Annotated in this window: 17 protein-coding genes; 2 read left to right on the top strand and 15 right to left on the bottom strand. The window is 67.3% G+C overall.

Annotation, left to right across the window (positions count from 1 at the left end):
- Positions 1–114: 114 nt before the first annotated feature.
- Both gltX and gltA read left to right on the top strand, forming a co-directional pair.
- Positions 115–1536, top strand: coding sequence for a glutamate--tRNA ligase (gene gltX, locus QNA08_RS00790; protein ID WP_283738782.1), 1422 nt, complete (start codon positions 115–117; stop codon positions 1534–1536).
- 201 nt (positions 1537–1737) lie between these two features.
- Positions 1738–3030 carry a citrate synthase gene (gene gltA / locus QNA08_RS00785; RefSeq protein WP_283738781.1) on the top strand — a complete coding sequence of 431 codons (1293 nt, stop codon included), beginning with the start codon at positions 1738–1740 and terminating at the stop codon, positions 3028–3030.
- An 88-nt stretch (positions 3031–3118) separates the two neighbouring features.
- Here gltA and lpxB read toward each other — a convergent pair whose 3' ends face one another.
- From lpxB to dnaE, 15 genes are all read right to left on the bottom strand, one after another.
- The gene (gene lpxB, locus QNA08_RS00780; protein ID WP_283738780.1) at positions 3119–4330 is read right to left on the bottom strand and encodes a lipid-A-disaccharide synthase; all 1212 of its coding nucleotides are present in this window, start codon (positions 4328–4330) and stop codon (positions 3119–3121) included.
- Entirely contained in the window at positions 4330–5187 is an 858-nt protein-coding gene (locus QNA08_RS00775) for an LpxI family protein (RefSeq protein ID WP_283738779.1), read from the bottom strand. Before QNA08_RS00775 ends, lpxB begins: the two co-directional genes overlap by 1 nt.
- 2 nt (positions 5188–5189) lie before the next feature.
- Entirely contained in the window at positions 5190–5990 is an 801-nt protein-coding gene (lpxA, locus tag QNA08_RS00770; RefSeq protein WP_283738778.1) for an acyl-ACP--UDP-N-acetylglucosamine O-acyltransferase, read from the bottom strand.
- A 5-nt stretch (positions 5991–5995) separates the two neighbouring features.
- Positions 5996–6460, bottom strand: coding sequence for a 3-hydroxyacyl-ACP dehydratase FabZ (fabZ, locus tag QNA08_RS00765; RefSeq protein ID WP_283738777.1), 465 nt, complete (start codon positions 6458–6460; stop codon positions 5996–5998).
- A 47-nt stretch (positions 6461–6507) separates the two neighbouring features.
- A complete protein-coding gene (gene lpxD, locus QNA08_RS00760; RefSeq protein ID WP_283738776.1) occupies positions 6508–7575 on the bottom strand; it encodes a UDP-3-O-(3-hydroxymyristoyl)glucosamine N-acyltransferase in 1068 nt (355 codons plus the stop codon).
- 65 nt (positions 7576–7640) lie between these two features.
- Positions 7641–10109, bottom strand: coding sequence for an outer membrane protein assembly factor BamA (bamA, locus tag QNA08_RS00755; RefSeq protein ID WP_422679829.1), 2469 nt, complete (start codon positions 10107–10109; stop codon positions 7641–7643).
- Between the two features lie 149 nt (positions 10110–10258).
- Positions 10259–11422 (bottom strand): RIP metalloprotease RseP, encoded by a 1164-nt coding sequence (rseP, locus tag QNA08_RS00750; RefSeq protein ID WP_283738774.1) that lies wholly within the window; start codon positions 11420–11422, stop codon positions 10259–10261.
- Between the two features lie 154 nt (positions 11423–11576).
- On the bottom strand, positions 11577–12755 hold the full coding sequence (gene dxr, locus QNA08_RS00745) for a 1-deoxy-D-xylulose-5-phosphate reductoisomerase (RefSeq protein ID WP_283738773.1): 1179 nt from the start codon (positions 12753–12755) through the stop codon (positions 11577–11579).
- A gap of 43 nt (positions 12756–12798) precedes the next feature.
- Positions 12799–13647, bottom strand: coding sequence for a phosphatidate cytidylyltransferase (locus tag QNA08_RS00740; protein ID WP_283738772.1), 849 nt, complete (start codon positions 13645–13647; stop codon positions 12799–12801).
- Positions 13648–13651: 4 nt separating this feature from the next.
- Positions 13652–14437 carry an isoprenyl transferase gene (locus tag QNA08_RS00735; protein ID WP_283738771.1) on the bottom strand — a complete coding sequence of 262 codons (786 nt, stop codon included), beginning with the start codon at positions 14435–14437 and terminating at the stop codon, positions 13652–13654.
- Positions 14438–14457: 20 nt separating this feature from the next.
- The gene (frr, locus tag QNA08_RS00730) at positions 14458–15018 is read right to left on the bottom strand and encodes a ribosome recycling factor (protein ID WP_422679828.1); all 561 of its coding nucleotides are present in this window, start codon (positions 15016–15018) and stop codon (positions 14458–14460) included.
- A 114-nt stretch (positions 15019–15132) separates the two neighbouring features.
- Positions 15133–15843: a UMP kinase gene (gene pyrH, locus QNA08_RS00725; RefSeq protein WP_283738769.1), complete on the bottom strand. Its 711-nt coding sequence runs from the start codon at positions 15841–15843 to the stop codon at positions 15133–15135.
- A gap of 76 nt (positions 15844–15919) precedes the next feature.
- Positions 15920–16846, bottom strand: a complete 927-nt coding sequence (tsf, locus tag QNA08_RS00720; protein ID WP_283738768.1) for a translation elongation factor Ts — start codon at positions 16844–16846, stop codon at positions 15920–15922.
- Between the two features lie 114 nt (positions 16847–16960).
- Positions 16961–17968, bottom strand: coding sequence for a 30S ribosomal protein S2 (locus QNA08_RS00715; RefSeq protein WP_283738767.1), 1008 nt, complete (start codon positions 17966–17968; stop codon positions 16961–16963).
- A gap of 191 nt (positions 17969–18159) precedes the next feature.
- Positions 18160–21630 (bottom strand): DNA polymerase III subunit alpha, encoded by a 3471-nt coding sequence (gene dnaE, locus QNA08_RS00710; RefSeq protein ID WP_283738766.1) that lies wholly within the window; start codon positions 21628–21630, stop codon positions 18160–18162.
- Positions 21631–21644: the final 14 nt, after the last annotated feature.

The raw sequence follows: 21644 nt of genomic DNA, 5'->3' as shown, positions 1-21644 counted from the left end.
GTCGTGACGCGGTCTGTCCCTTAACGCGGGCCTCGCTCCCATGCTACACGACGCGCGGCGGTCGCAAAGCGACCGCATTCGTCGTCGTTTCTCGCTCGCGGATGCATCGAACCGATGTCCGACACGGTCGTTACTCGCTTCGCCCCCTCGCCCACCGGATTCCTCCACATCGGTGGCGCGCGCACGGCGCTGTTCAACTGGCTCTACGCCCGCCGGCACGGTGGCAAGATGCTGCTGCGCATCGAGGACACCGATCGCGAACGGTCCACCGAGGCGGCAATCAAGGCGATCCTCGACGGTCTGTCCTGGCTTGGCCTCACCTGGGATGGCGATGTCGTCTACCAATATGCGCGTGCCGCTCGGCACCGCGAAGTGGCCGAGCAGCTCCTGCGCGCGGGCAAGGCATACTACTGCTATGCCAGCCAGCAGGAGCTCGAGGAGATGCGCGAGCAGGCCCGCCGCGAAGGGCGGCCCATGCGCTACGACGGGCGCTGGCGCGACCGCGACCCGTCGGAGGCACCGGCGGGGGTCAAGCCGGTCATCCGTCTCAAGGCGCCGACCGATGGCGAGACCGTGATCGAGGATGAGGTCCAGGGTCGCGTGACGTGGCAGAACAAGGATCTGGACGATCTCGTTCTGCTGCGCTCGGACGGCACGCCGACCTACATGCTCGCTGTCGTCGTGGACGATCACGACATGGCGGTGACCCACGTCATCCGTGGCGACGATCACCTCACGAATGCGGCGCGCCAGAAGCAGATCTACGACGCTCTGGGCTGGGACGTGCCGAGATTCGCGCATATTCCGCTGATCCACGGCCCCGACGGCGCCAAGCTGTCGAAGCGCCACGGCGCGCTTGGCGTCGATGCCTACCGCTCCATGGGCTACATCCCGGCGGCGCTGCGCAACTATCTCGTGCGCCTCGGCTGGAGCCACGGTGATCAGGAGATCTTCTCGACCGAGGAGATGATCGCGGCCTTCGACCTGGCCAGCGTCGGCCGTTCGCCGGCTCGTTTCGACTTCGCCAAGCTCGAAAATCTCAATGGCCACTACATGCGCCTCGCCGACGACGAGGATCTGATCCGGGCGATCGAGGCCATCCTGCCGGAGCTCGGTCCCTCCCGCGGGCTTGGCACCACCTTCGATCCGTCCCTGCGGCGGAAGCTCCTTGCGGCCATGCCTGGCCTGAAGGAGCGGGCCAAGACGCTCGTCGAGCTCCTCGACAGCGCTTCCTATCTCTATGCCCGCCGCCCGCTGGCGCTCGACGAGAAGGCGAAGGGCCTGCTCGGCGACGACGGGCGGGGGCGACTCGCCATCGTCCTGCCTCGGCTTGAAGCCATCGCCGATTGGTCGGCGGAGACGACAGAGGCCGCCGTGCGCGGCGTGGCGGAGGAAACCGGCCTCAAGCTCGGCCAGCTCGCCCAGCCCTTGCGGGCGGCTTTGACGGGCCGCGCGACCTCGCCAGGGCTCTTCGACGTGATGGCGGTTCTCGGCCGGGACGAAAGCCTGTCGCGCCTGCGCGACCAGCTCGCATGAGGTCTCGGTGAGCTCCGCCGCCGGCGCGGGGCTCACCGCCCTTAGGCGTGCTTGAACGACCGCGGGGAATGGGCTACGCAACCCGCGGTCTCATCCGGATCGGATCGAAAACCGCAGACAGCCGGCGGAAAATCGCGCCCCTCGCGCCCACCGGCCAGTCCCGGTTTTCGCGCGGTCGCCCGAACGTAAGGGGTATCATGCATGAGCGCGAAGACGAGCACGATTGCCGTTGAAGGCAAGTCGATCGACCTTCCCATCAGGGAGGGCACGATCGGACCGAGCGTCGTCGACATCGCCGCGTTGTACAAGAACAGCGGCATGTTCACCTATGATCCGGGCTTCACATCGACCGCAAGCTGCGAGTCGCAGATCACCTACATCGACGGCGATGAGGGAGTTCTCCTCTATCGCGGCTATCCGATCGAGCAGCTCGCCGAACACGGCGACTTCCTCGAGACCTGCTACCTCCTGCTCTACGGCGAGCTGCCGACCGCCAGCCAGAAGGCCGATTTCGACTATCGCGTGACGCGCCACACCATGGTGCACGAGCAGATGCTCAGGTTCTTCCAGGGCTTCCGCCGCGACGCGCACCCGATGGCGGTCATGGTGGCCTCGGTCGGCGCGCTCTCGGCCTTCTATCACGACTCGACGGACATTTCGGACCCGCAGCAGCGCATGATCGCGTCCATGCGCATGATCGCGAAGATGCCGACCCTCGCGGCCATGGCCTACAAGTATTCTGTCGGCCAGCCGTTCATGTATCCGAAGAACAACCTCGATTATACGGCAAATTTCCTGCACATGTGCTTTGCCGTGCCGTGCGAGGAGTACACTTCCAATCCGGTGCTGGCGCGTGCGCTTGACCGCATCTTCATCCTGCACGCCGATCACGAGCAGAACGCCTCGACGTCGACGGTGCGGCTGGCCGGCTCGTCGGGTGCCAATCCCTTCGCCTGCATCGCCGCCGGCATCGCCTGCCTGTGGGGCCCGGCGCACGGTGGCGCCAACGAAGCGGCTCTGAAGATGCTCGAGGAGATCGGCACGCCCGAGCGCATCCCGCAGTATATCGCCAAGGCGAAGGACAAGAACGACCCGTTCCGCCTGATGGGCTTCGGCCACCGGGTCTACAAGAACTACGATCCGCGCGCCAAGATCATGCAGCGCACGACGCACGAGGTGCTGAACGAGCTTGGCATCAAGGACGACCCGCTGCTCGACGTGGCCATGGAGCTCGAGCGCATCGCCCTGCACGACGAATATTTCATCGAGAAGAAGCTCTACCCGAACATCGACTTCTACTCGGGCATCACGCTCAAGGCGATGGGATTCCCGACGTCGATGTTCACGGTCCTCTTCGCGCTGGCGCGCACTGTCGGCTGGATCGCCCAGTGGAAGGAAATGATCGAGGATCCGTCCCAGAAGATCGGGCGGCCGCGCCAGCTCTACACGGGCGCGCCCAAGCGCGACTACGTGCCGATCGCCCAGCGCGCCTGAGGCGGATGGAGGTTGAAGCAGAAGGGGGCCTCGCGGCCCCCTTTTGTCATGGAGTGATGCCGCGCGTCGGCCGACCGCCGCGTGCGGATCAGGTCGCCGGCACCTCGGCGCTGCGTCGCACCGTGTCGAGGATGATCCGGGCAGCCCTGTCGCTGGGTGTTTCGTCGCCCGTGCTCATGGCACCGAGCAGGCGTTCGAATCCCGCGAGCTGAGCGCGCCGCTCGGGCGTGTCGGAGAGCAGGGGCAGAAGCGTCGCCGCCAGCTTGTCCGGCGTGCAGTCCCATTGCAGTCGCTCCGGGATCACGTTCTCGCCGAGGATCAGGTTGGCGAGTGTGATGGTCGAGACCGTGAGCACGTGGCGGACCTGGGACTCGAGCCAGGAGACGCGATAGCCGACGACCATGGGCACCCCCGAAAGGGCGAGCTCGAGCGTCACCGTGCCCGATGCGGCAAGGGCCGCTGTTGCCTGCCGAAAGGCCGCGAGCTTTGCCTCCTCCCCGATCGTCACCTCCGGCTTGACCGGCCAGCTCGCGACGCTCGCCCGGATGTCGTCCGCAAGATGCCTCACGGCAGGCAGCACCCAACGGATCGGCCGCTGTGCGGCAGCGTCGATGCGCGCCAGCGTTTCGCCGAAGACCGGCAGCAGCCGGGTGATTTCCGAACGTCGGCTGCCAGGCAGGACGAGCACCGTCGCCGGGCCCCCGGTACTCTGCGCGCCGCGCTCGCTCGCGCCCGGCCGCAACTCGTCGAGACGCTCGACGAGCGGGTGGCCGACGTAGCTGCAGGCCGGGCCGCCGAGCCGCGCATGTGCCTGCGGCTCAAAGGGCAGGAGCGCGAGGACGTGGTTGACGTAGGCGCGCATCTTGCGTGCCCTGCCCGGCCGCCAGGCCCAGACGCTCGGGCTGACATAGTCCACGATGGGCAGGCTTGGCAGGCGTTTGCGCACGCGCTTGGCGACCGCGTGGGTGAAATCGGGACTGTCGATGACGACCATGATGTCGGGCGCCGCGGCAACGGCCGCATCGACCGTGCTGTGCACGCGCGCGATGATCGTCGGCAGGCGGGCGAAGACCGCGGAGAAGCCCATCACGGCGATGTCGGACAGCGGGAAGAGACTGGCGAGGCCCTCCCCTTCCATGGCGTGGCCGCCAACGCCGGCGAAGGTCACGCCAGCGGGCCCGAGACGATGCTTCAGCGCCCGCATCAGCTTGTAGCCGAGCTGATCGCCGGACTCCTCGCCGGCCACCAGAAAGATCTTCAAAGGCCGATCACCGGCGGCCTCGGCTCCAGACACGATCATTACGCTGCTCCTCGCGGGGAAACGCCGACGAGGAACAAGCGTCGGCGCTCCGCTTCCTGCAGGGTCTCTTCCGGGTCGATGACGAGCGTCCTGCCGGCGCCGACGGCGATGCCATTGACGCCGGCCGCCGCCGCGCGGATCACGGTTCGCGGACCGATGGCCGGCAGGTCGACGCGCAGGTCCTGCCCCTCCTTCGCCGTCTTCACGAGAACCATGCCGTGGTGGCTCTTCGGCAGCCGGCGTGTTCCCCACAGGCGGCGAACCCGCTTCAGCATGGCATCGGTACCCTCGGGGCCCTCGATGGCCGCAACGCGCCGGCCTGCGATGACCGCCGCCTGGCCGACATCGAAGGGTGACAGGCTGCCGAGCAGGGAGAATCCGAGCGCCATGCTCTGCCGCTGTTCGTCGTCGGGCGTGACCGTGCTCATCACGCCGGCGGGGGCGAGCAGCTCGGGGGCCAGGCCGTCGATTCCCGACACCCGATGCCCCTGCTCCTCGATCAGCCTGATGACGGACGTGAGGAGCCTGTCATCACCCGAGGCGAGGAGCGAGGCGATCTCGTCGCGGTTGCGGAAGGATGCGAGCGCCCCGAGGGCCGCCGCCGGCCCCGGCCGCTGCACCGGACCGGCGAGGACGACCTCGGCGGGGGACCAGGAGGCGAGCAGATTGAGAGCGCGGCGAATGTCGAGCAGGTCGACAACCGCATCGGCGCGGCGCGACAGCCGCCATGCCGTGAAGCCCCGGAAGGCGATGATGCGCACCTCGCGCCCGCGCCCCTGCAGCGCGCGCGCCAATCTCTCCGGCAGGGCACCGCCGCCCGCGAGGATCACCACCGGCCCGTGCGAGGCCGCCGCCACGCTCAATTCTCGTGCGTCTCGCGCGGCGTGCAGATCGACCGCCTGCCGCCGGCCCGGATGAAGTCGAGGATCTCATGGACGATCGGATGCTGCTCGAACTCACTCGCGACGTCCTCGACACGCTCCATGAGCGTGCCTTCGTCGGCGAAAAGCAGGCGATAGGCGCGGCGCAGGTTGTGAATATCCTCGCGCGAGAAGCCGCGCCGCTGCAGGCCGACGATGTTGAGCCCCGACAGATGGGCGCGGTTGCCAAGGGCCATGCCGTAGGGGATGAGGTCGTTCTCGAGCCCCGACATGCCCCCGACGAAGGCGTGGGACCCTACCCGCGCGAACTGGATGACGGCGGCGCCGCCACCGATGATGACGTAGTCGCCCACGGTCACGTGGCCCGCCAGCATCACGTTGTTCGACAGCACGACGTTGCTGCCCACGCGCGTGTCGTGACCGACGTGCGAGTTGGCCAGGAAAGCGCAGCGGTCACCGACCACCGTCGCGAGGCCGCCCCCTTCGGTGCCCGGGTTCATCGTCACGCCTTCGCGGATGATGCAGTCTGCCCCGACCGTCAGGGTGGAGGGCTCGCCGTGGTACTTCAGGTCCTGCGGCTGGTGGCCGATGGAGGCGAAGGGGAAGATGCGGGTGCGCGGGCCTATGGTCGTCCTGCCGGCGACGACCGCATGGCTCACCAGTTCGCAGCCGTCGCCGAGACGCACCTCGGGGCCCACGTGGCAGTAGGGACCGATGCGTACGCCCTCGCCGAGGATTGCGCCGTCCTCGACGATGGCTGTCGGGTGGATGCCGCCCATTCTCGTCACTCGACTACCAGCATGGCGCTCACCTCGGCTTCCGCCACGAGCACGCCGCCAACCTTCGCCTCGCCGCGGTACCACCACATGTTGCGCCGGTTGGCGAGCTTCTTCATGTGATACTCGAGCACGTCTCCGGGGCCGACCGGCTTGCGGAACTTCGCCTTGTCGATGGTCATGAAATAGACCTCCTTGGGCCTCGCCCTGGCGGCAAGCTTGGAGGCCACGCAGATGGCGCCGGCGGTCTGTGCCATGCCCTCGATGATGAACACGCCCGGGTAGAGCGGCCGCGCGGGGAAATGCCCCTGAAACTGCGGCTCGTTGTAGGTGATGTTCTTGATGCCGATGCAGCTGTTGTCGCCGTCCATGGCGACGATCTTGTCGACGAGCAGGAACGGGTAGCGGTGCGGGAGATAGTCGAGGATCTGCAGGATGTCCGCAGTTCCCAGGCTCGCGGGCACATCGCTCATGAAACGGTACTCCCCCCAATCACAATGACACGACGTCGCGCCCTTGCTCACGAGGCGGGATCGGCCTCGTCGGCAGGGAGATCGCGACGCGCGGCGAGCTTCTTGAGAAGCGTCAGTTCGCGAAACCATTCGCGCATCGGCTTGGCCGGCGTGCCGCCCCAGCGTGCTCCGGGCGGAACGTCGCTGGCGACGTTGCTCGATCCGGCGATCTGCGCGCCGGCGCCGATCCGCAGGTGGCCAACCACACCGACCTGCCCGCCGAGAACGACGAAATCCTCGATCGTCACGCTGCCGGCGATGCCCACTTGCGAGACGATCACGCAATGGCGTCCGATGACGACGTTATGTCCGATCTGCACCAGATTGTCGATCTTGGTGCCCTCGCCGATCACCGTATCGCGGCTGGCGCCGCGGTCGATGGTGGAGTTCGCGCCGATCTCGACATCGTCCTGGATGATGACGCGGCCGATCTGCGGCACCTTGGTATGCCCCTGCCCGCTCATGGCGAAGCCGAAGCCGTCCTGGCCCACGCGCACCCCGCCGTGCAGGATCACGCGATTGCCGATCAAGGCATTGTGGATCGAGACATTGGCACCGATCGAGGCGCCGCGGCCGATCCGCACCTGCGGGCCGATCACCGCGTTGGCGCCGATGATCGTGCCCGTGCCGATTTCGACGCCCGGGCCGACGACCGCGCCAGGATCGACGGTCACGCCGGCCTCAAGGCGCGCCTGGGGATGCACATAAGCCCCGGGCGACACCCCCGTCGCATCGAACGATGATCCCGGCCGCACGGCCGCCGGATACATGGTGGCGAGGACGGCCGCGAACACCTTGTAGGGTTGCGGCGTAACGATCGCGACCGTCGTGGCGGGCACCTTGGCGGCAAAGCGCTTCGACACGAGGCAGGCCGTGGCGCGTGTCGCCGCGAGGGCCTCGCCATAGCGCGGGTTGTCCATATAGGCGAGGTCCCCACGATCGGCGCGCTCGACAGAAGCCGCCCCGGTGATCGCGATATGGGGATCGACCCCGTCAGGCAGAGAAACGCCGGCCAGCGCCGCGATCTCGCCGAGGGTCGGGGTCGCCGCGCGTGGAAAAAAGACGGGATCGGACATTCAGAACACAGGTCACACAGGAAGCAGGGGGCGCCCCGAAGGGCGCCCCGCCACGGAAGCATTGGTCAGAAGCGCGTGCCGCCCGAGAAGCGGAACGCCTGCGTACGGTCGCCGTCGGCCTTGCTGAGCGCGAAGGCGTAGTCGAAGCGGATCGGCCCGAGCGGCGAGGACCACAGGAGGCTCGCGCCCACCGACGAGCGGATCGTCTTGTCGTCCTTCAGGTTGATGCACTCGGGCTCCGCACTCGGGTTGAAGCCCGCGTTGCCCGGGCAGTTGAAGCTGCCATTGCCGTTCAGGTCGAACGCTCTCTTGCCCTTGTAGCCGTAGAGCGTGCCGGCATCGGCGAAGAGCGCGCCGCGCAGGCCGAGCTCGCGCGGCAGGCCGAAGATCGGGAACTGCACTTCCGCCGTCGCGCCGAAATAGGTCGTGCCGCCGAGGGCGTTCGAACGCGCGTCCCCACCGTTCAGATCGCGCGGGCCGATGCCCGAGGGGGCGAAGCCGCGCACGAGCGACGGGCCGAGGAAGAAGTTGTCGACGATGCGCAGGTCGCGGCCGCCGAAGCCGGCAATGTGGCCGCCCTGCACCTTCAGCATGCCGACGATGTCGTCCCAGATCTCGTGATAGTACCGGGCTTCGGCCGTGGCGCGAATGAAGCGCGAGTCGCCGCCCAGGCCAGCCACTTCCGGCTTCACTTCGGCGAAGAAGCCGGAGCGGGGATCCCGGATGTTGTCGAGCGTGTTGTAGTTGAGCGTCGCACCGACGAGCGAGGTCAGGGTGTCGCCGCGCGCTTCCTTGATCGCGACAGACGCTTCGCCGTTGTAGGTGCAGTTCGGATACATCGCCGAACCGTTAGGATTGAGCGGCGTGACGCCCGAGATCGGCACCGAGCAGTCGTTGTACGGCTTGCTCGCGGTGTTCGGCACCTTGAGGTTCGACTGGTACAGCGAATAGCGCCAGGTGACCGTGAACTCTTCCGTGATCGGCAGACCGAGCCGGAGCTGGCCGCCTGTCACCCGGTTCTCGTAACGGGCGTAGTTGGTGTTGTCCGTATATTTCGAGAACAGGTCGACGCCGAAGGCCATGCGCTGGCCGAGGAAGTACGGCTCGGTAAAGGAGAAGTCCACGCCCTGCGCCCGCTGGCCCCAGGAGCCGGCGACGCGCACGTACTGACCACGGCCGAGGAAGTTCGATTCCGACACCGCCACTTCGCCGATGAAGCCATCGGCCGTGGAGTAGCCGCCCGAGATGGAGAACTGGCCGGTGGACTGATCCTCGACGTCCACGTTCACGATGACACGGTCCGGCGTCGAGCCGGGCTCGTTCGTGATGCGGACCTTCTTGAAGTAGCCGAGATTATTGAGGCGGCGCTCGGCCCGGTCGATGAGCACCTTGTTGTAGGGGTCACCCTCACCGATGTCGAACTCGCGGCGCACGACGTAGTCGCGGCTGCGCGTATTGCCGCGCACGTTGATGCGCTCGATGTAGACGCGCGGCCCCTCTTCAACGACATAGGCAATGTTGATCGTCCGCGAGGCCGGGTCGCGCTGGCCGACGGGACGGACCTGCGCGAAGGCGTAGCCGCGCTTGCCGGTTTCCGTGGTGATCGCCTGCAGCGACTTCTCCACCGCCTCCGCGCTGTACACGTCGCCCGCCGCGGTCTTCACGCGGCCCTGGATCTGAGCCGAGTCGATGTCCGCGATCTGCGATTCGACGCGCACGTCGCCGACGCGATACTGCTCACCCTCGTCGACCGTGATGGTGACGATATAGCCGCCCTGCGCCGCATCGAACACGGCGTCGGACGACACCACGCGGAAGTCCGCGTAGCCGTTCTTCAGGTAATAGCGGCGGATGAGCTCGAGGTCTGCGTTGATGCGGTCCGGATCATAGACGTCGGACGTCTTGAGCCACGACAGGAAGTTCATCTCCGTCGTGGTCATCAGGCCGCGCAGCTTCGAGGCGGAGAAGGCATGGTTGCCCACGAAGTTGATCGCCTTGACGCCCGTCTTCTCACCCTCGTCGATGGTGAAGACAACGTCGACGCGACCGTTCGGCAGGTCGACGGTGCGCGCCGTGACGGTCGCGAGGCCGCGGCCGGAACGACGATAGACGTCCTTGATCCGCTCGATGTCGGCGTTGACGGTCGCCTGGCTGAACGCGCCGCGAGCCTTGGACTGCACCTCGCCGAGGAGCACGTCCTTGTTGATCTTCTTGTTGCCCTCGAAAACGACGCGGTTGATGAGCTCGTTCTCGACGACGGTGACGACAGTGGTGCTGCCCCGACGGTTGATCCGCACGTCCCGGAACATGCCGGTCGCGAGCAACTCGCGCCGCGCTTCTTCCACCGAGCCGGCGCCGCGCCCGGTCAGGTACGAGCGGATGGTCTCTGCCTCAACGCGCCGATTGCCCTGCACGACGACCGCCTGGGCGTAAGCCATGTCGGCGCCCGCCACCATGGCCACCGTGGCCAGGAGCATGGCGCGGGACCTTTTTGCCGCCTTCACTCGGCGGTTCGTCGTTGTAAGGCTCATCAAGTGCCCGCCCTCGTTGTTTTTTGTCCCGAAACAGGACCAGAAGTCGCTCACCGGGATCGTAGGACGCCCGCTTCTACAAAGTTTCAACGTACGTGGGAACGTCGAAACACGGTGAAGGAATCATTTTTCCAACAGCCGTTGCCTTCGGGTCACGTAGCCCGGAAACCGAAGCTCGCACCGAGATGCGAAAGGTCGTTCCACGTGACGAAGAGCATGAGCATCATGACGATGGCAAGGCCGATGCGAAAACCGATTTCCTGCGCCCGTTCGCTGAGCGGCCGCCCGCGGACCGCCTCGAGAAGGTAATAGAGTAGATGTCCGCCGTCGAGAAGGGGGATGGGCACGAGATTGATCAGGCCGATCGACACCGAGAGCACGGCGGCGAGATTGAGGAGCGCCGCGATGCCGCCGAGCGAGGCCACCTGGCCCGACACCTGGGCGATGCGGATCGGGCCGGAAAGCTGATCCGTGGATTCGCGGCCGGTGATCAGCTTGGCGGTATAGTCGTAGGTGCGCTCGACGATGTACCAGGTTTCGACCACGCCGATCTGCAGCGATTCGATCGGACCGTAGCGCTCCAGCTTCCAGTCGGCCTTGTCGCGCGAAGCCTGCAGACCGAGCACTCCGATGCGCTGCTTGCCGAACGGCGTCGCCAGCTCGCGCAGGTCGGGGGTGGCGGTCAGCGACACCTCCCTGCCCCCTCTTTCGACGACGACGCGGAGCGGTTCGCCGGCCTTGGCACCGACGATCCGTTGCATGTCGGCGAAACTGCCGACGGCCTGGCCGTCGATGGACAGCACGAGGTCTCCCGGGGCAAAGCCGGCCCGCTCGGCCGCGCTCTCCGCCTGCACCGCCTCGATGCGCGGGATGAGAACCTGGCGACCGTAGAGATAGACCGAGCCGGCGAAGATCGCGATCGCGAGGAGAAAATTGGCGATGGGGCCGGCGGCGACGATTGCCGCGCGCTGCCCCACCGTCTTGTGGAAGAAGCTTCCCGCCCGTTCGGCGGGGCTCATGTGCTCGAGCGCCTCGTGGTCGGGCACGCTTGCGCCATTCGCGTCACCGGCGAATTTGACGTAGCCGCCCAGCGGTATGAGCGAGATCTTCCAGCGCGTGCCGCGCCGATCGTTCCAGCCAAAGAGTTCCCTGCCGAAGCCGATCGAGAAGGCCTGGACCTCGACGCCGCACCAGCGGGCCACGAGGAAATGGCCGAGTTCGTGGAAGAAGACGACCACGCTCAGCACGAACAGGAAGGGCACGATGTAGCCTGGAAGCGACCAGGCCGCGACGCCGAGTGCGCTCACGATGTCCATCTTTCCATCCTCGCTTCCGGCGCCCCTTGCCCATCCGAGCATTTCGACTCCGCGGACATGCTGCCCGGCAGGGGCCTCATCCGCGAGAATGCTCAGGAACTAATATGTTGGGCGCACCCCCCGTTTCAATGGAATCGACGGGTGGCGTGACCCGTCAACTTGCGGCCCGCCTTCCGGACGACAAGATCTCGGTCGCGGTCCGCCGTGCTTCGTGATCGATCGCGAGTGCGTCGTGAACGCTCGCCGGCGCGCCGGTGCCGCGTCCGGCGAACCGCGCGCAGGTCTCCTCTACGAGCGCCGCGATCTGCGCGAAGCCCAGGCGCCGCGCCAGGAACGCCTCGACCGCGATCTCGTTTGCAGCATTCAGCACGGTCGGCATCGCCCCCCCCGCCGCCAGGGCCTGCCGCGCGGCCTTCAACGCCGGAAAGCGCGCCAGATCCGGCGCTTCGAAAGTCAATGTCCCGATCGCGGCCAGATCGAGGCGGCGCGCCGTCGTGGTCAGGCGCTGCCCCGTCCCCAGACAATGGGCGATGGGCACCCGCATGTCGGGAATGGCGAGGCCGGCGGACACGGCCCCATCGCGGAAGGCCACGAGCCCGTGCACGATCGATTGCGGGTGGACGAGCACGTCGAGGCGCTCCGCCTCGATCCCGAACAGATGGTGAGCTTCGATCAGCTCCAACCCCTTGTTCATCAGGCTCGCCGAATCGATCGTGATCTTGGCGCCCATCGACCAGGTGGGATGCGCGAGTGCCTGTTCGGGCGTGGCACGCGCGATCTCCTCGATTGTCCACGTCCGGAACGGCCCCCCCGAAGCTGTGAGGATCATCCGCTCCACGTCGGAGGTCGCGGCCGTCCCCAGTGCCTGCAGGAGCGCATTGTGTTCGGAGTCGAGCGGCAGCACGGGGACACCGGCGGCGCGCGCGTCGCGCATGAAGGCCGCGCCTGCGCAGACGAGCGATTCCTTGTTGGCAAGGGCAATGCTGCGGCCGGGACGGATCGCCCCATGCGTCGGCTCGAGCCCCGCCGTTCCGACGATCGCGGCGACGACTACATCGGTTTCCCGGTCGACGGCATCGCAGACGGCTGACCTGCCCGCTCCACAGGCGATCCCGGTGCCCGCCAGCGCCTCGGAGAGCGCGCGGCCGGCGCGCTCGTCGGCCACGGCCGCGAACTCGGCGTCCAGACGACGCGCCACATCCGCGAGCGCCACCGCGTCCGAGCCGCCGACGACGGCCGAAACCCTGAAGCGGTCCCGATGCTCCGCCAGCAGATCGGCCGTCGACCGACCGACCGAGCCTGTGGCGCCGAGGATTGTGATGCGTGTGATCATGCCAAAGCGACAATGCTGCGATAGAGCGTGCGGCACAACGCCCTCAGGGCGCACTCAGTTGCAACGCGGCCGATGCCAGTGCGACGATGGCGGCGACGGCCCAGAAGGCATCGAGGCGATCCATCACGCCGCCGTGGCCTGGGATGAGATGGCCGGAATCCTTGACCCCGGCCCGCCGCTTCAGCGCCGATTCCGCAAGATCGCCGAACTGACCAGCGATCGAAGCGATCGCCGAGAGGGCAACGACGGTCCCGTACCCCAGGGGCACGGCAATTCCGCGGCCTTGCGCAGCCGCCGCGACCATGGCGCCCGCGAACGTGCCTGCGAGCGTCCCGCCGACAAAACCCGACCAGGTCTTCTTCGGACTCACCCGCGGCCACAACTTGGGGCCGCCGAGCGAGCGTCCGGTGAAATAGGCGACGATGTCCGTCGCCCAGACCACCGCGAACATCCAGAGCAGCACCGCCAGGCCGAGCCCGGGCGCCTGCCGGACCAGGATCGGCACAAGGGCGATGACGGCGGCATAGAGCGCACCGCCGGCGGCCCACAGTCGATCCCGTCGGCTGCGACCGACGAGGACGGCGGCAGCGAGCGTCAAGAGAAGAGCAACGGCGGCGAGCCTCGGGTCGGATGTCGTTCCGGCTGCGAGGCCCGTGAGGCCGACGCCCGTTCCGACGACCGCCTTCTCGGCCGTTTCCGGCTCGACGCGGGCAAGCGACAGCCACTCGAGGGCGATCGCCGCAGCGGCTCCCGTCCAGACGAAAACGAACGGCAGCCCGCCCCAATAGGCGGTGGCGAGCGCAACGACACCGAGGACGAGCGCCGACGCGACGCGCAGACCGAGCTCCGACCCGGCAAGACCGGGCGTGCCCGGTGGCCCCTGGCTCGCCATGCGTTCAGCCCGTCTGTGCGCTCAGGCCGCCGAAGCGGCGATCGCGCTGGCGGAACAGATCCAGCGCCTCGGCAAGCGCATCGCGGTCGAAGTCGGGCCAGAGAATCGGCATGAAGACGAGTTCCGCGTAAGCCGCCTGCCACAGAAGAAAGTTCGACAGACGTTCTTCGCCGGACGTGCGGATGATGAGATCCGGATCGGGGATCCCGGCCGTGTCGAGGCGGGTGGCGATGGCGTCCGCGTCGATCGCCTCCGGCTGCAGGCGCCCCGCGGCGACATCTGTCGCGAGCGCCCGCATGGCGCGCGCGATCTCGTCTCGCGAGCCGTAATTGAACGCGACAACGAGGGTCAGACCGGTGTTGTTCCGGGTGAGCGCTTCCGCCTCCTCGAGAAGGCCGCCGATGTCGGGCGCCAGCCCTTCGCGCGCCCCGATGATGCGCACGCGCACGTTGTTGCGGTGCAGTTCCGCCAGGTCACGCCGAACGAAGAGCTTCAGGAGCCCCATCAGGTCGGCGACTTCCGCTGCCGGCCGCCGCCAGTTTTCCGAAGAGAAGCTGTAGACGGTGAGATAGCGGATGCCGAGCTCGATCGCGCTCTTCACCGTACGGCGCAGCGCCTCGACACCCCGGCGGTGCCCCTCTGCGCGCGGCAGGCCGCGACGGACGGCCCAGCGCCCGTTGCCGTCCATGATGATGGCGACGTGCGCGGGAACCACTGCACCGCTGTCGCTCGGAGCCCCGCCCAGCGGCTCTTCCGGTGTGGTCACCGGTCTATGTGTCGCTGTGGTCATGAGCCCCTCGATGCAGGTCGTCAGACCTGCATGATTTCCTTTTCCTTGGCGGCGAGCGCCTGGTCGACCTCGGCGACCGCCTGGTCGGTGGCCTTCTGCACCTGGTCGGCATGGCGAGCATGCTCGTCCTGGCTCATCTCGCCGTCCTTCTCGAGCTTCTTCAGAAGGTCGAGGCCGTCGCGGCGGACGTGGCGAACGGCGATGCGCGCCTCCTCCGCATATTTGTGCGCAACCTTGACCATCTCCTTGCGGCGCTGCTCGTTCATCTCGGGAATGCGCAGGCGGATGACCTGGCCCTCAGTCTGCGGATTGAGGCCGAGGTCCGATTCGCGCAGCGCCTTCTCGACCGCCGCCACCATGCTGCGGTCCCACACCTGCACGCTGATGAGGCGCGGCTCCGGAACGCTGATCGTCGCGACCTGGTTGATCGGCATCGCGGCGCCATAGGCATCCACCGTGATGGGCTCGACGAGCGAAGCCGAGGCCCGGCCGGTGCGCAAGCTGCCGAGATCGTGCCGCAGCGCCTGCACCGCGCCCTGCATGCGACGCTTGATGTCGGCGAGATCGAAAGTCTGACTCATCACGCTTACCCGTGGTCGATTATTCGTCGAAAGGGACGTTGAGCGCGCACCGCGCCTCGGGTCAAGGGGGCTCGCCGCAAAGATATGCCGAGCGGCAGCCGCGCGGCTCCCTCGTCAGGGCGCGACCGTCGTCGCCCGGCCCTGCCCGCCCAGCACGGCGCTGATCGAACCCTTTTCCTGGATGGAGAAGACGACGATGTGCAGGCCCGCCTCGCGCGCCAGCGCGAAGGCCGCCGTGTCCATGATCTTGAGATTGCCCTGGATGGCCTCGTCGTGGGTCAGGCGGTCGTAGCGCCTGGCGGTCGGGTCCTTCTTCGGGTCGGCCGTATAGACGCCGTCGACATTGGTCGCCTTCATCACCGTGTCGCACTTGAGCTCGGCCGCACGCAGCACCGCGGCCGTGTCGGTGGTGAAGAACGGATTGCCCGTGCCGCCAGCCAGGATGAGGACGTGGCCGCGCGCCAGATGATGCAGGGCAGGCTGACGCGCATAGGTCTCGCAGATCGTCGGCATGGAGACCGCGGACATGGTGCGCGCCGAGACGCCGGCGGCATTGATCGCGCTTTCGAGCGCGATGGAGTTCATGACCGTGGCCAGCATGCCCATGGAATCGGCGGTCGCCCGGTCAATCCATCCGGCCGCGCTCACCCGGGCGCCGCGGATGACATTGCCGCCGCCGATGACGACGGCGATCTCGACACCGCTGCGGGCGGCCGCGGCGATATCCTCTGCGAGGGTCGAGAGCGTCGGCGGGTGCAGCCAGTAGCCGTCCGGTGCGGCCAGCGCCTCGCCGGACAACTTGATGAGCGCCCGCTTCGTCTGCATCTGCCTCGCCCTCCTTGGCCAGTGTTTGATCCTCTCACAAAAAAGGCGGCGCCCGGCGCCGCCTTTTCGGTCAGGATCAGGCCTGTCCGCCGGCCGCCGCGGCGACCTCCGCCGCGAAGTCCGTTTCTTCCTTCTCGATCCCCTCGCCGAGGGCGAAGCGGGCGTAGGCCGTGAGCTTGATCGGACCACCGACCTTGCCCTCGGCCTCCTTCAGCGTCTGGGCGACGCTCTTCGACGGATCGTGGATGAAGGCCTGCTCGAGGAGCGTGACCTCCTTGAAGTAGGTCTTCAGCCCGCTCTCGACGATCTTCTCGATGACGTTGGCGGGCTTGCCGGCGTGCTTCTCGCCGAGAATCGCCTTCTCGCGCTCCACCGTCTCCTGGGGCACGCCGGAGGCGTCGAGCGCAACCGGGTTGGTGGCGGCGACGTGCATGGCGATCTGGCGCCCGAGCGTCGAAAGCTGGCTGACGTCGCCGGTCGATTCGAGGGCGACGAGCACGCCGATCTTGCCGAGGCCGTCGGCGACCGCATTGTGCACGTAGCTCGCGATCACGCCCTTTGCGACCGAGAGCTTGGCAACCCGGCGGATGGTCATGTTCTCGCCGATCGTGCCGACGAGCTCCTGCAGGCGCTCCTTGACAGTGGTCTGCGAGCCCGGGAAGCGGGCGGTCTCAAGGGCCTCGACCGTGCCATCGCCCATGAGGGCGATCTTCGCCGCCTCGCGGGCGAAGGCCTGGAACTGGTCGTTGCGGGCGACGAAGTCGGTCTCGGAATTCACCTCCACGACGGCCGCCGTATGGCCCGACGACTCGACCGCCACCAGGCCTTCCGCCGCAACGCGGCCGGACTTCTTGGCGGCCTTGGCGAGGCCCTTCTTGCGCAGCCAGTCGACGGCCGCCTCGATGTCGCCGTTCGTCTCGGCGAGCGCGGCCTTGCAGTCCATCATGCCCGCGCTCGTCTTGTCGCGGAGCTCCTTCACCATCGCGGCGGTGATGTTCGCCATGATCGTCCTCTCGGGTCTCGGATGGGCGCGGCCCGGCGCTCGTGAGAGGCGCCGGGCCGGCAGAATCATCGGTGTTTCATCGTGTCGCGCGTCGCGACACGTGTGAGACGGACCTCAGACCGCCTCGATGAGCGTGCGGGCCTGGCCGATCCAGCCGTCGCGCTCGATGCGGCCGTTGAGCTTCAGCTCGGCGTCGACCTTGGCGACGTCCTCAGGGCTCATGGCGGCGACCTGCCAGTAGTGGAAGATGCCGGCCTCGTTGAGCTTCTTCTCGAGCTGCGGGCCGACGCCCGTCAGCTTGGTGAGGTCGTCGGGAGCGCCACGCGGCGCGTCGAGCAGCTCGAAGGCCTCGCTGATCTCAACAGCCTCGGCCGCCGGGACCTCCTCCATCATGGGTGCCTCGGAGGCACCCAGATCGACGCCGAGCTCACCGTGACCGCGCGAGATGCCGTCGATGGCGGCGCGGGCGACGAGATCGCAGTAGAGCGAGATGGCGCGGCCGGCGTCGTCGTTGGCGGGCACCGGATAGGTGATGCCGTCCGGATCGCAGTTCGAGTCCACGATGGCGGCCACCGGGATGCCGAGGCGCTGCGCTTCCTTGATGGCGAGCTGCTCCTTGTTCGTGTCGATCACGAACAGGAGATCCGGCGTCCCGCCCATGTCCTTGATGCCACCAAGCGCGCGCTCGAGCTTCTCGCGCTCGCGGGCGAGCATCAGGCGCTCCTTCTTGGTCAGACCCTGGGCGCCGCCGGCCAGGATCTCGTCGACCTTGCGCAGGCGCTGGATCGAGGCGGAGATCGTCTTCCAGTTGGTCAGCATGCCGCCGAGCCAGCGGGAATTCACATAGTACTGGGCCGAGCGCCTGGCCGCGTCAGCCACGGCGTCCGACGCCTGGCGCTTCGTCCCGACGAACAGCACGCGACCGCCGGCTGCGACCGTGTCCGACACGGCCTGCAGGGCCCGATAGAGCATCGGCACGGTCTGGGCGAGGTCGATGATGTGGATGTTGTTGCGCGTGCCGAAGATGAACTGCTCCATCTTCGGGTTCCAGCGGTGGGCCTGATGGCCGAAATGGGCGCCAGCTTCGAGCAGCTGGCGCATCGAGAAATCGGGAAGCGCCATGACAGTTCTCCGGTTCGAGCCTCCGCGGGGCTCCGGCCGGGTGGTCCCTGGCCACCGGATGCCTTGCAGCTCGCCCCGCGTGTGGAATGCGCGCGCTTATAGAAGCGGCGTGCGGTTTGCGCAAGCCTGTCGTGGCCCTTTGGCAACCGCCGGCCGCCGCTCCCGAGCGCCGCGCGCGCCCGCGACACGGCTCAATGGAGGTCGACGTGCACGACGCCCGGAATCGCGCGGATGGCACTGGCGATCTGCGGTGTCGTGGCGTGGCGACCCGGCAGCTTCATCTCCACCTCGCGCCGCCCGTCGAGCAGCAGCACCAGCGAGACGTCGCCATCGCCGCGCTCCTTCAGCCGCTCGGAAAGGCTCGCGAGCGGCCTCTCGTCGCGCAGGAAGATCCGCAGGCCCTTCTGGTGCTTCGACAAGGCAGCATCGAGAGCCTCGACGGAGAGGATGCGGGCCCTCACCTCGTCGCCCTCCGCGGCTGCCTGGACAACGAGGATCACGGCCCTCCCGGGCTCCAGGAGGTCGCGGAACTGCTGCAGACCTTCGGAAAAGATGATCGCCTCGAAATGCCCGGTCTGATCCGACAGCGCGACGATCCCCATCTTGGAGCCGCTCTTGGTGCGCCGTTCGGTCCGGTCGAGAACCGTCGCGGCGAGCCGCCCCATGGTCGCACCGCCCTTGACCGCCTTGGCGAAATCCGCCCAGCGTTGCACGCGGACCCGCTCGAGGAGCGCGCCGTATTCGTCGAGTGGATGGCCCGACAGGAAGAAGCCGATCGCATCGTATTCCTTCTGCAGGCGCTCGGCCGGCAGCCACGGCGCGTGATCCGGGATCCGCAGCGGTTCCGGCATTGCCATCGCGCCGCCGAAGATATCCGCCTGTCCGTTGGCCTCCGCTGCCGCCGTGCGATTGGCGATACCCATGACGGCGTCGATCGCCGCCGTCGCTCTGGCGCGATCGGGCTCGAGCATGTCGAAGGCGCCGGCCGCAATCAGCGCCTCGAGCGTGCGCTTGTTGATGAGCTTCGGATTGATGCGCGCGGCGAAATCGGCGAGATCCTTGAACGGTTTGTCTGCGCGGGCTGAGACGATGCTTTCAACCGCCTGCTTGCCCACGCCCTTCACGGCCGCGAGCGCGTAGCGGATGACGCCGGTGCCGTCGGCCTCGTGATGCACCTCGAAGACCACGCCCGAGCGGTTGATCGACGGCGGCTCGACGCGGATGCCGAGGCGCTCGGCCTCGCGGCGAAATTCCGCGAGCTTGTCGGTGTTGTCCAGATCGAGCGTCATCGACGCGGCGAGGAACTCGACCGGATAGTTCGCCTTCAGATAGGCCGTCTGGTAGGAGACGAGCGCGTAGGCTGCCGCGTGGCTCTTGTTGAAGCCGTAGTCGGCGAACTTGGCGAGGAGATCGAAGATCTCGTCGGCGAGATCCTTGCCGAGGCCGCGCTCGACGGCGCCGTCGACGAAGCGGGCGCGCTGGGTGTCCATCTCCGCCTTGATCTTCTTGCCCATGGCGCGGCGGAGAAGATCGGCCTCGCCGAGCGAATAGCCGGAGAGCGCCTGGGCCACCTGCATCACCTGCTCCTGGTAGATGATGATGCCGAAGGTCTCCTGCAGGATGGGGCGAAGCTTCGGGTGAAGGTACCACTTGTCCTCCGGCTCGCCCTGCCCGTGCTTGCGCTCGCAATAGACCGGGATGTTCGCCATCGGTCCGGGGCGGTAGAGCGCCACGAGCGCGATGAGGTCCTCCAGGCGGTCGGCGCGCATCTCGACGAGCGCCTTGCGCATGCCCGCACTTTCCACCTGGAACACGCCCACGGTCTCGCCGCGCCCCAGAAGCTCGAAGGTTTTCCTGTCGTCGAGGGGAATGCGCGACAGGTCGATGTCGATGCCGCGCTGGCGGATGAGGGCGACCGCCGTCGTGAGCACCGTGAGCGTCTTGAGGCCGAGGAAGTCGAACTTCACGAGGCCGGCCTGCTCCACCCACTTCATGTTGAACTGGGTCACCCGCATGCCCGATCGCGGATCGCGATAGAGGGGCACCAGTTCCTCGAGCGGCCGGTCGCCGATCACGACGCCGGCGGCGTGCGTCGATGCGTGGCGATGCAATCCTTCGAGCTTCTGGGCGATGGCGAGCAGCCGTGCCACCACGGGCTCCTCCTCCGCTGCCGCCTGCAGGCGCGGCTCGTCCTCGATCGCCTTGGCGAGCGTCACCGGGTTGGCCGGGTTTTGCGGCACGAGCTTGGTGAGCTTGTCGACCTGGCCGTAGGGCATCTCCAGGACGCGGCCGACGTCGCGCAGGACGCCGCGGGCGAGCAGCGTGCCGAAGGTGATGATCTGCGCCACGCGCTCTTCGCCGTAGTGGCGCTGCACGTAGGCGATCACCTCTTCGCGCCGGTCCTGACAGAAGTCGATGTCGAAGTCCGGCATCGACACGCGCTCGGGATTGAGGAAGCGCTCGAACAGCAGCCCGAAGCGCAACGGATCGAGGTCGGTGATGGTCAGTGCGTAAGCCACGAGCGACCCCGCGCCCGAGCCGCGCCCCGGTCCCACCGGAATATCGTGCGCCTTGGCCCACTTGATGAAATCCGACACGATGAGGAAGTAGCCGGGGAACTTCATGCCCTCGATGATCGAGAGCTCGTAATCGAGACGCTTCTCGTAATCCTCCACCGTCAGGCCTGGAGCGGGGCCGTGGGCGGCAAGCCGGCGCGCCAACCCCTCCCGGGCCTGCCGCTTCAGCTCGGTCGCCTCGTCCGTCGCGGCATCGCCTTCGCCCGCACCGAAGCGCGGCAGGATCGGCTTGCGCTTGCCGATGCGATAGGAACAGCGCAGCGCGATCTCGCAGGTCGAGGCGATCGCTTCCGGGATATCTGCAAACAGTTCAGCCATTTGCGCGCGAGTCTTGAACTCGTGCTGCGGCGTGACCCGCCTGCGGTTCTCGTCCGAGAGCAAGCGGCCCTCGGCGACGGCGAGCAGTGCGTCATGGGCCTCGAAATCCCCGGGCGTGGCGAAATAGGGCTCGTTGGTGGCGACGAGCGGCACTCCCGCTTCGTAGGCGAGCCGCAAGAGCTCGCCCTCGATCAGGGCCTCGCCATCGAGGCCATGGCGCTGGAGTTCAATGTAAAGATTATTGCCGAATATATTGCGAAGACGAGAAAAACGCGTCGTGGCAATGTCGACCTGACCGTTGCGGAACGCCTTGTCGAGCGGTCCGTTCGGCCCGCCCGTGAGGGCGATCAGTCCCTGTGTATGGCCTGCGAGCGTGTCGACCGACACCGACGGCGGCTCGCCCAGCGGATTGTCGAGATAGGCGCGGCTGACGAGACGCATCAGATTGCCGTAGCCGGCCTCGGTCGCAGCCAGCAGCACGATACTTGGCGTGTCGCGCATCACTGGCCCGCGGCCCGGCGCCTCCGGCTCCTCGAAGGCCACCGAGAGCTGCACGCCGGCGATCGGCTGGATGCCGCTGCCGGCGAGCTTCTCAGAGAACTCGAGCCCACCGAACAGATTGTTCGTATCGGTGAGCGCGAGCGCCGGCATGCGGTCGGCCGCCGCAAGCTTCGCCAACGTCGATATCGTCATCGCGCCTTCGAGCAGCGAGTAGGACGAGTGAACGTGCAGGTGCACGAAGCCGACGTCGCGCAGAATACGGGTCATGGCGAAGCGATCTT

Origin of the sequence: Chelatococcus albus, assembly GCF_030067675.1 — a bacterium.
Lineage (GTDB): Bacteria > Pseudomonadota > Alphaproteobacteria > Rhizobiales > Beijerinckiaceae > Chelatococcus_A > Chelatococcus_A albus.
The sequence above is the reverse complement of the archived record's forward strand: the minus strand, read 5'-3'. Positions and strand labels throughout refer to the sequence as shown.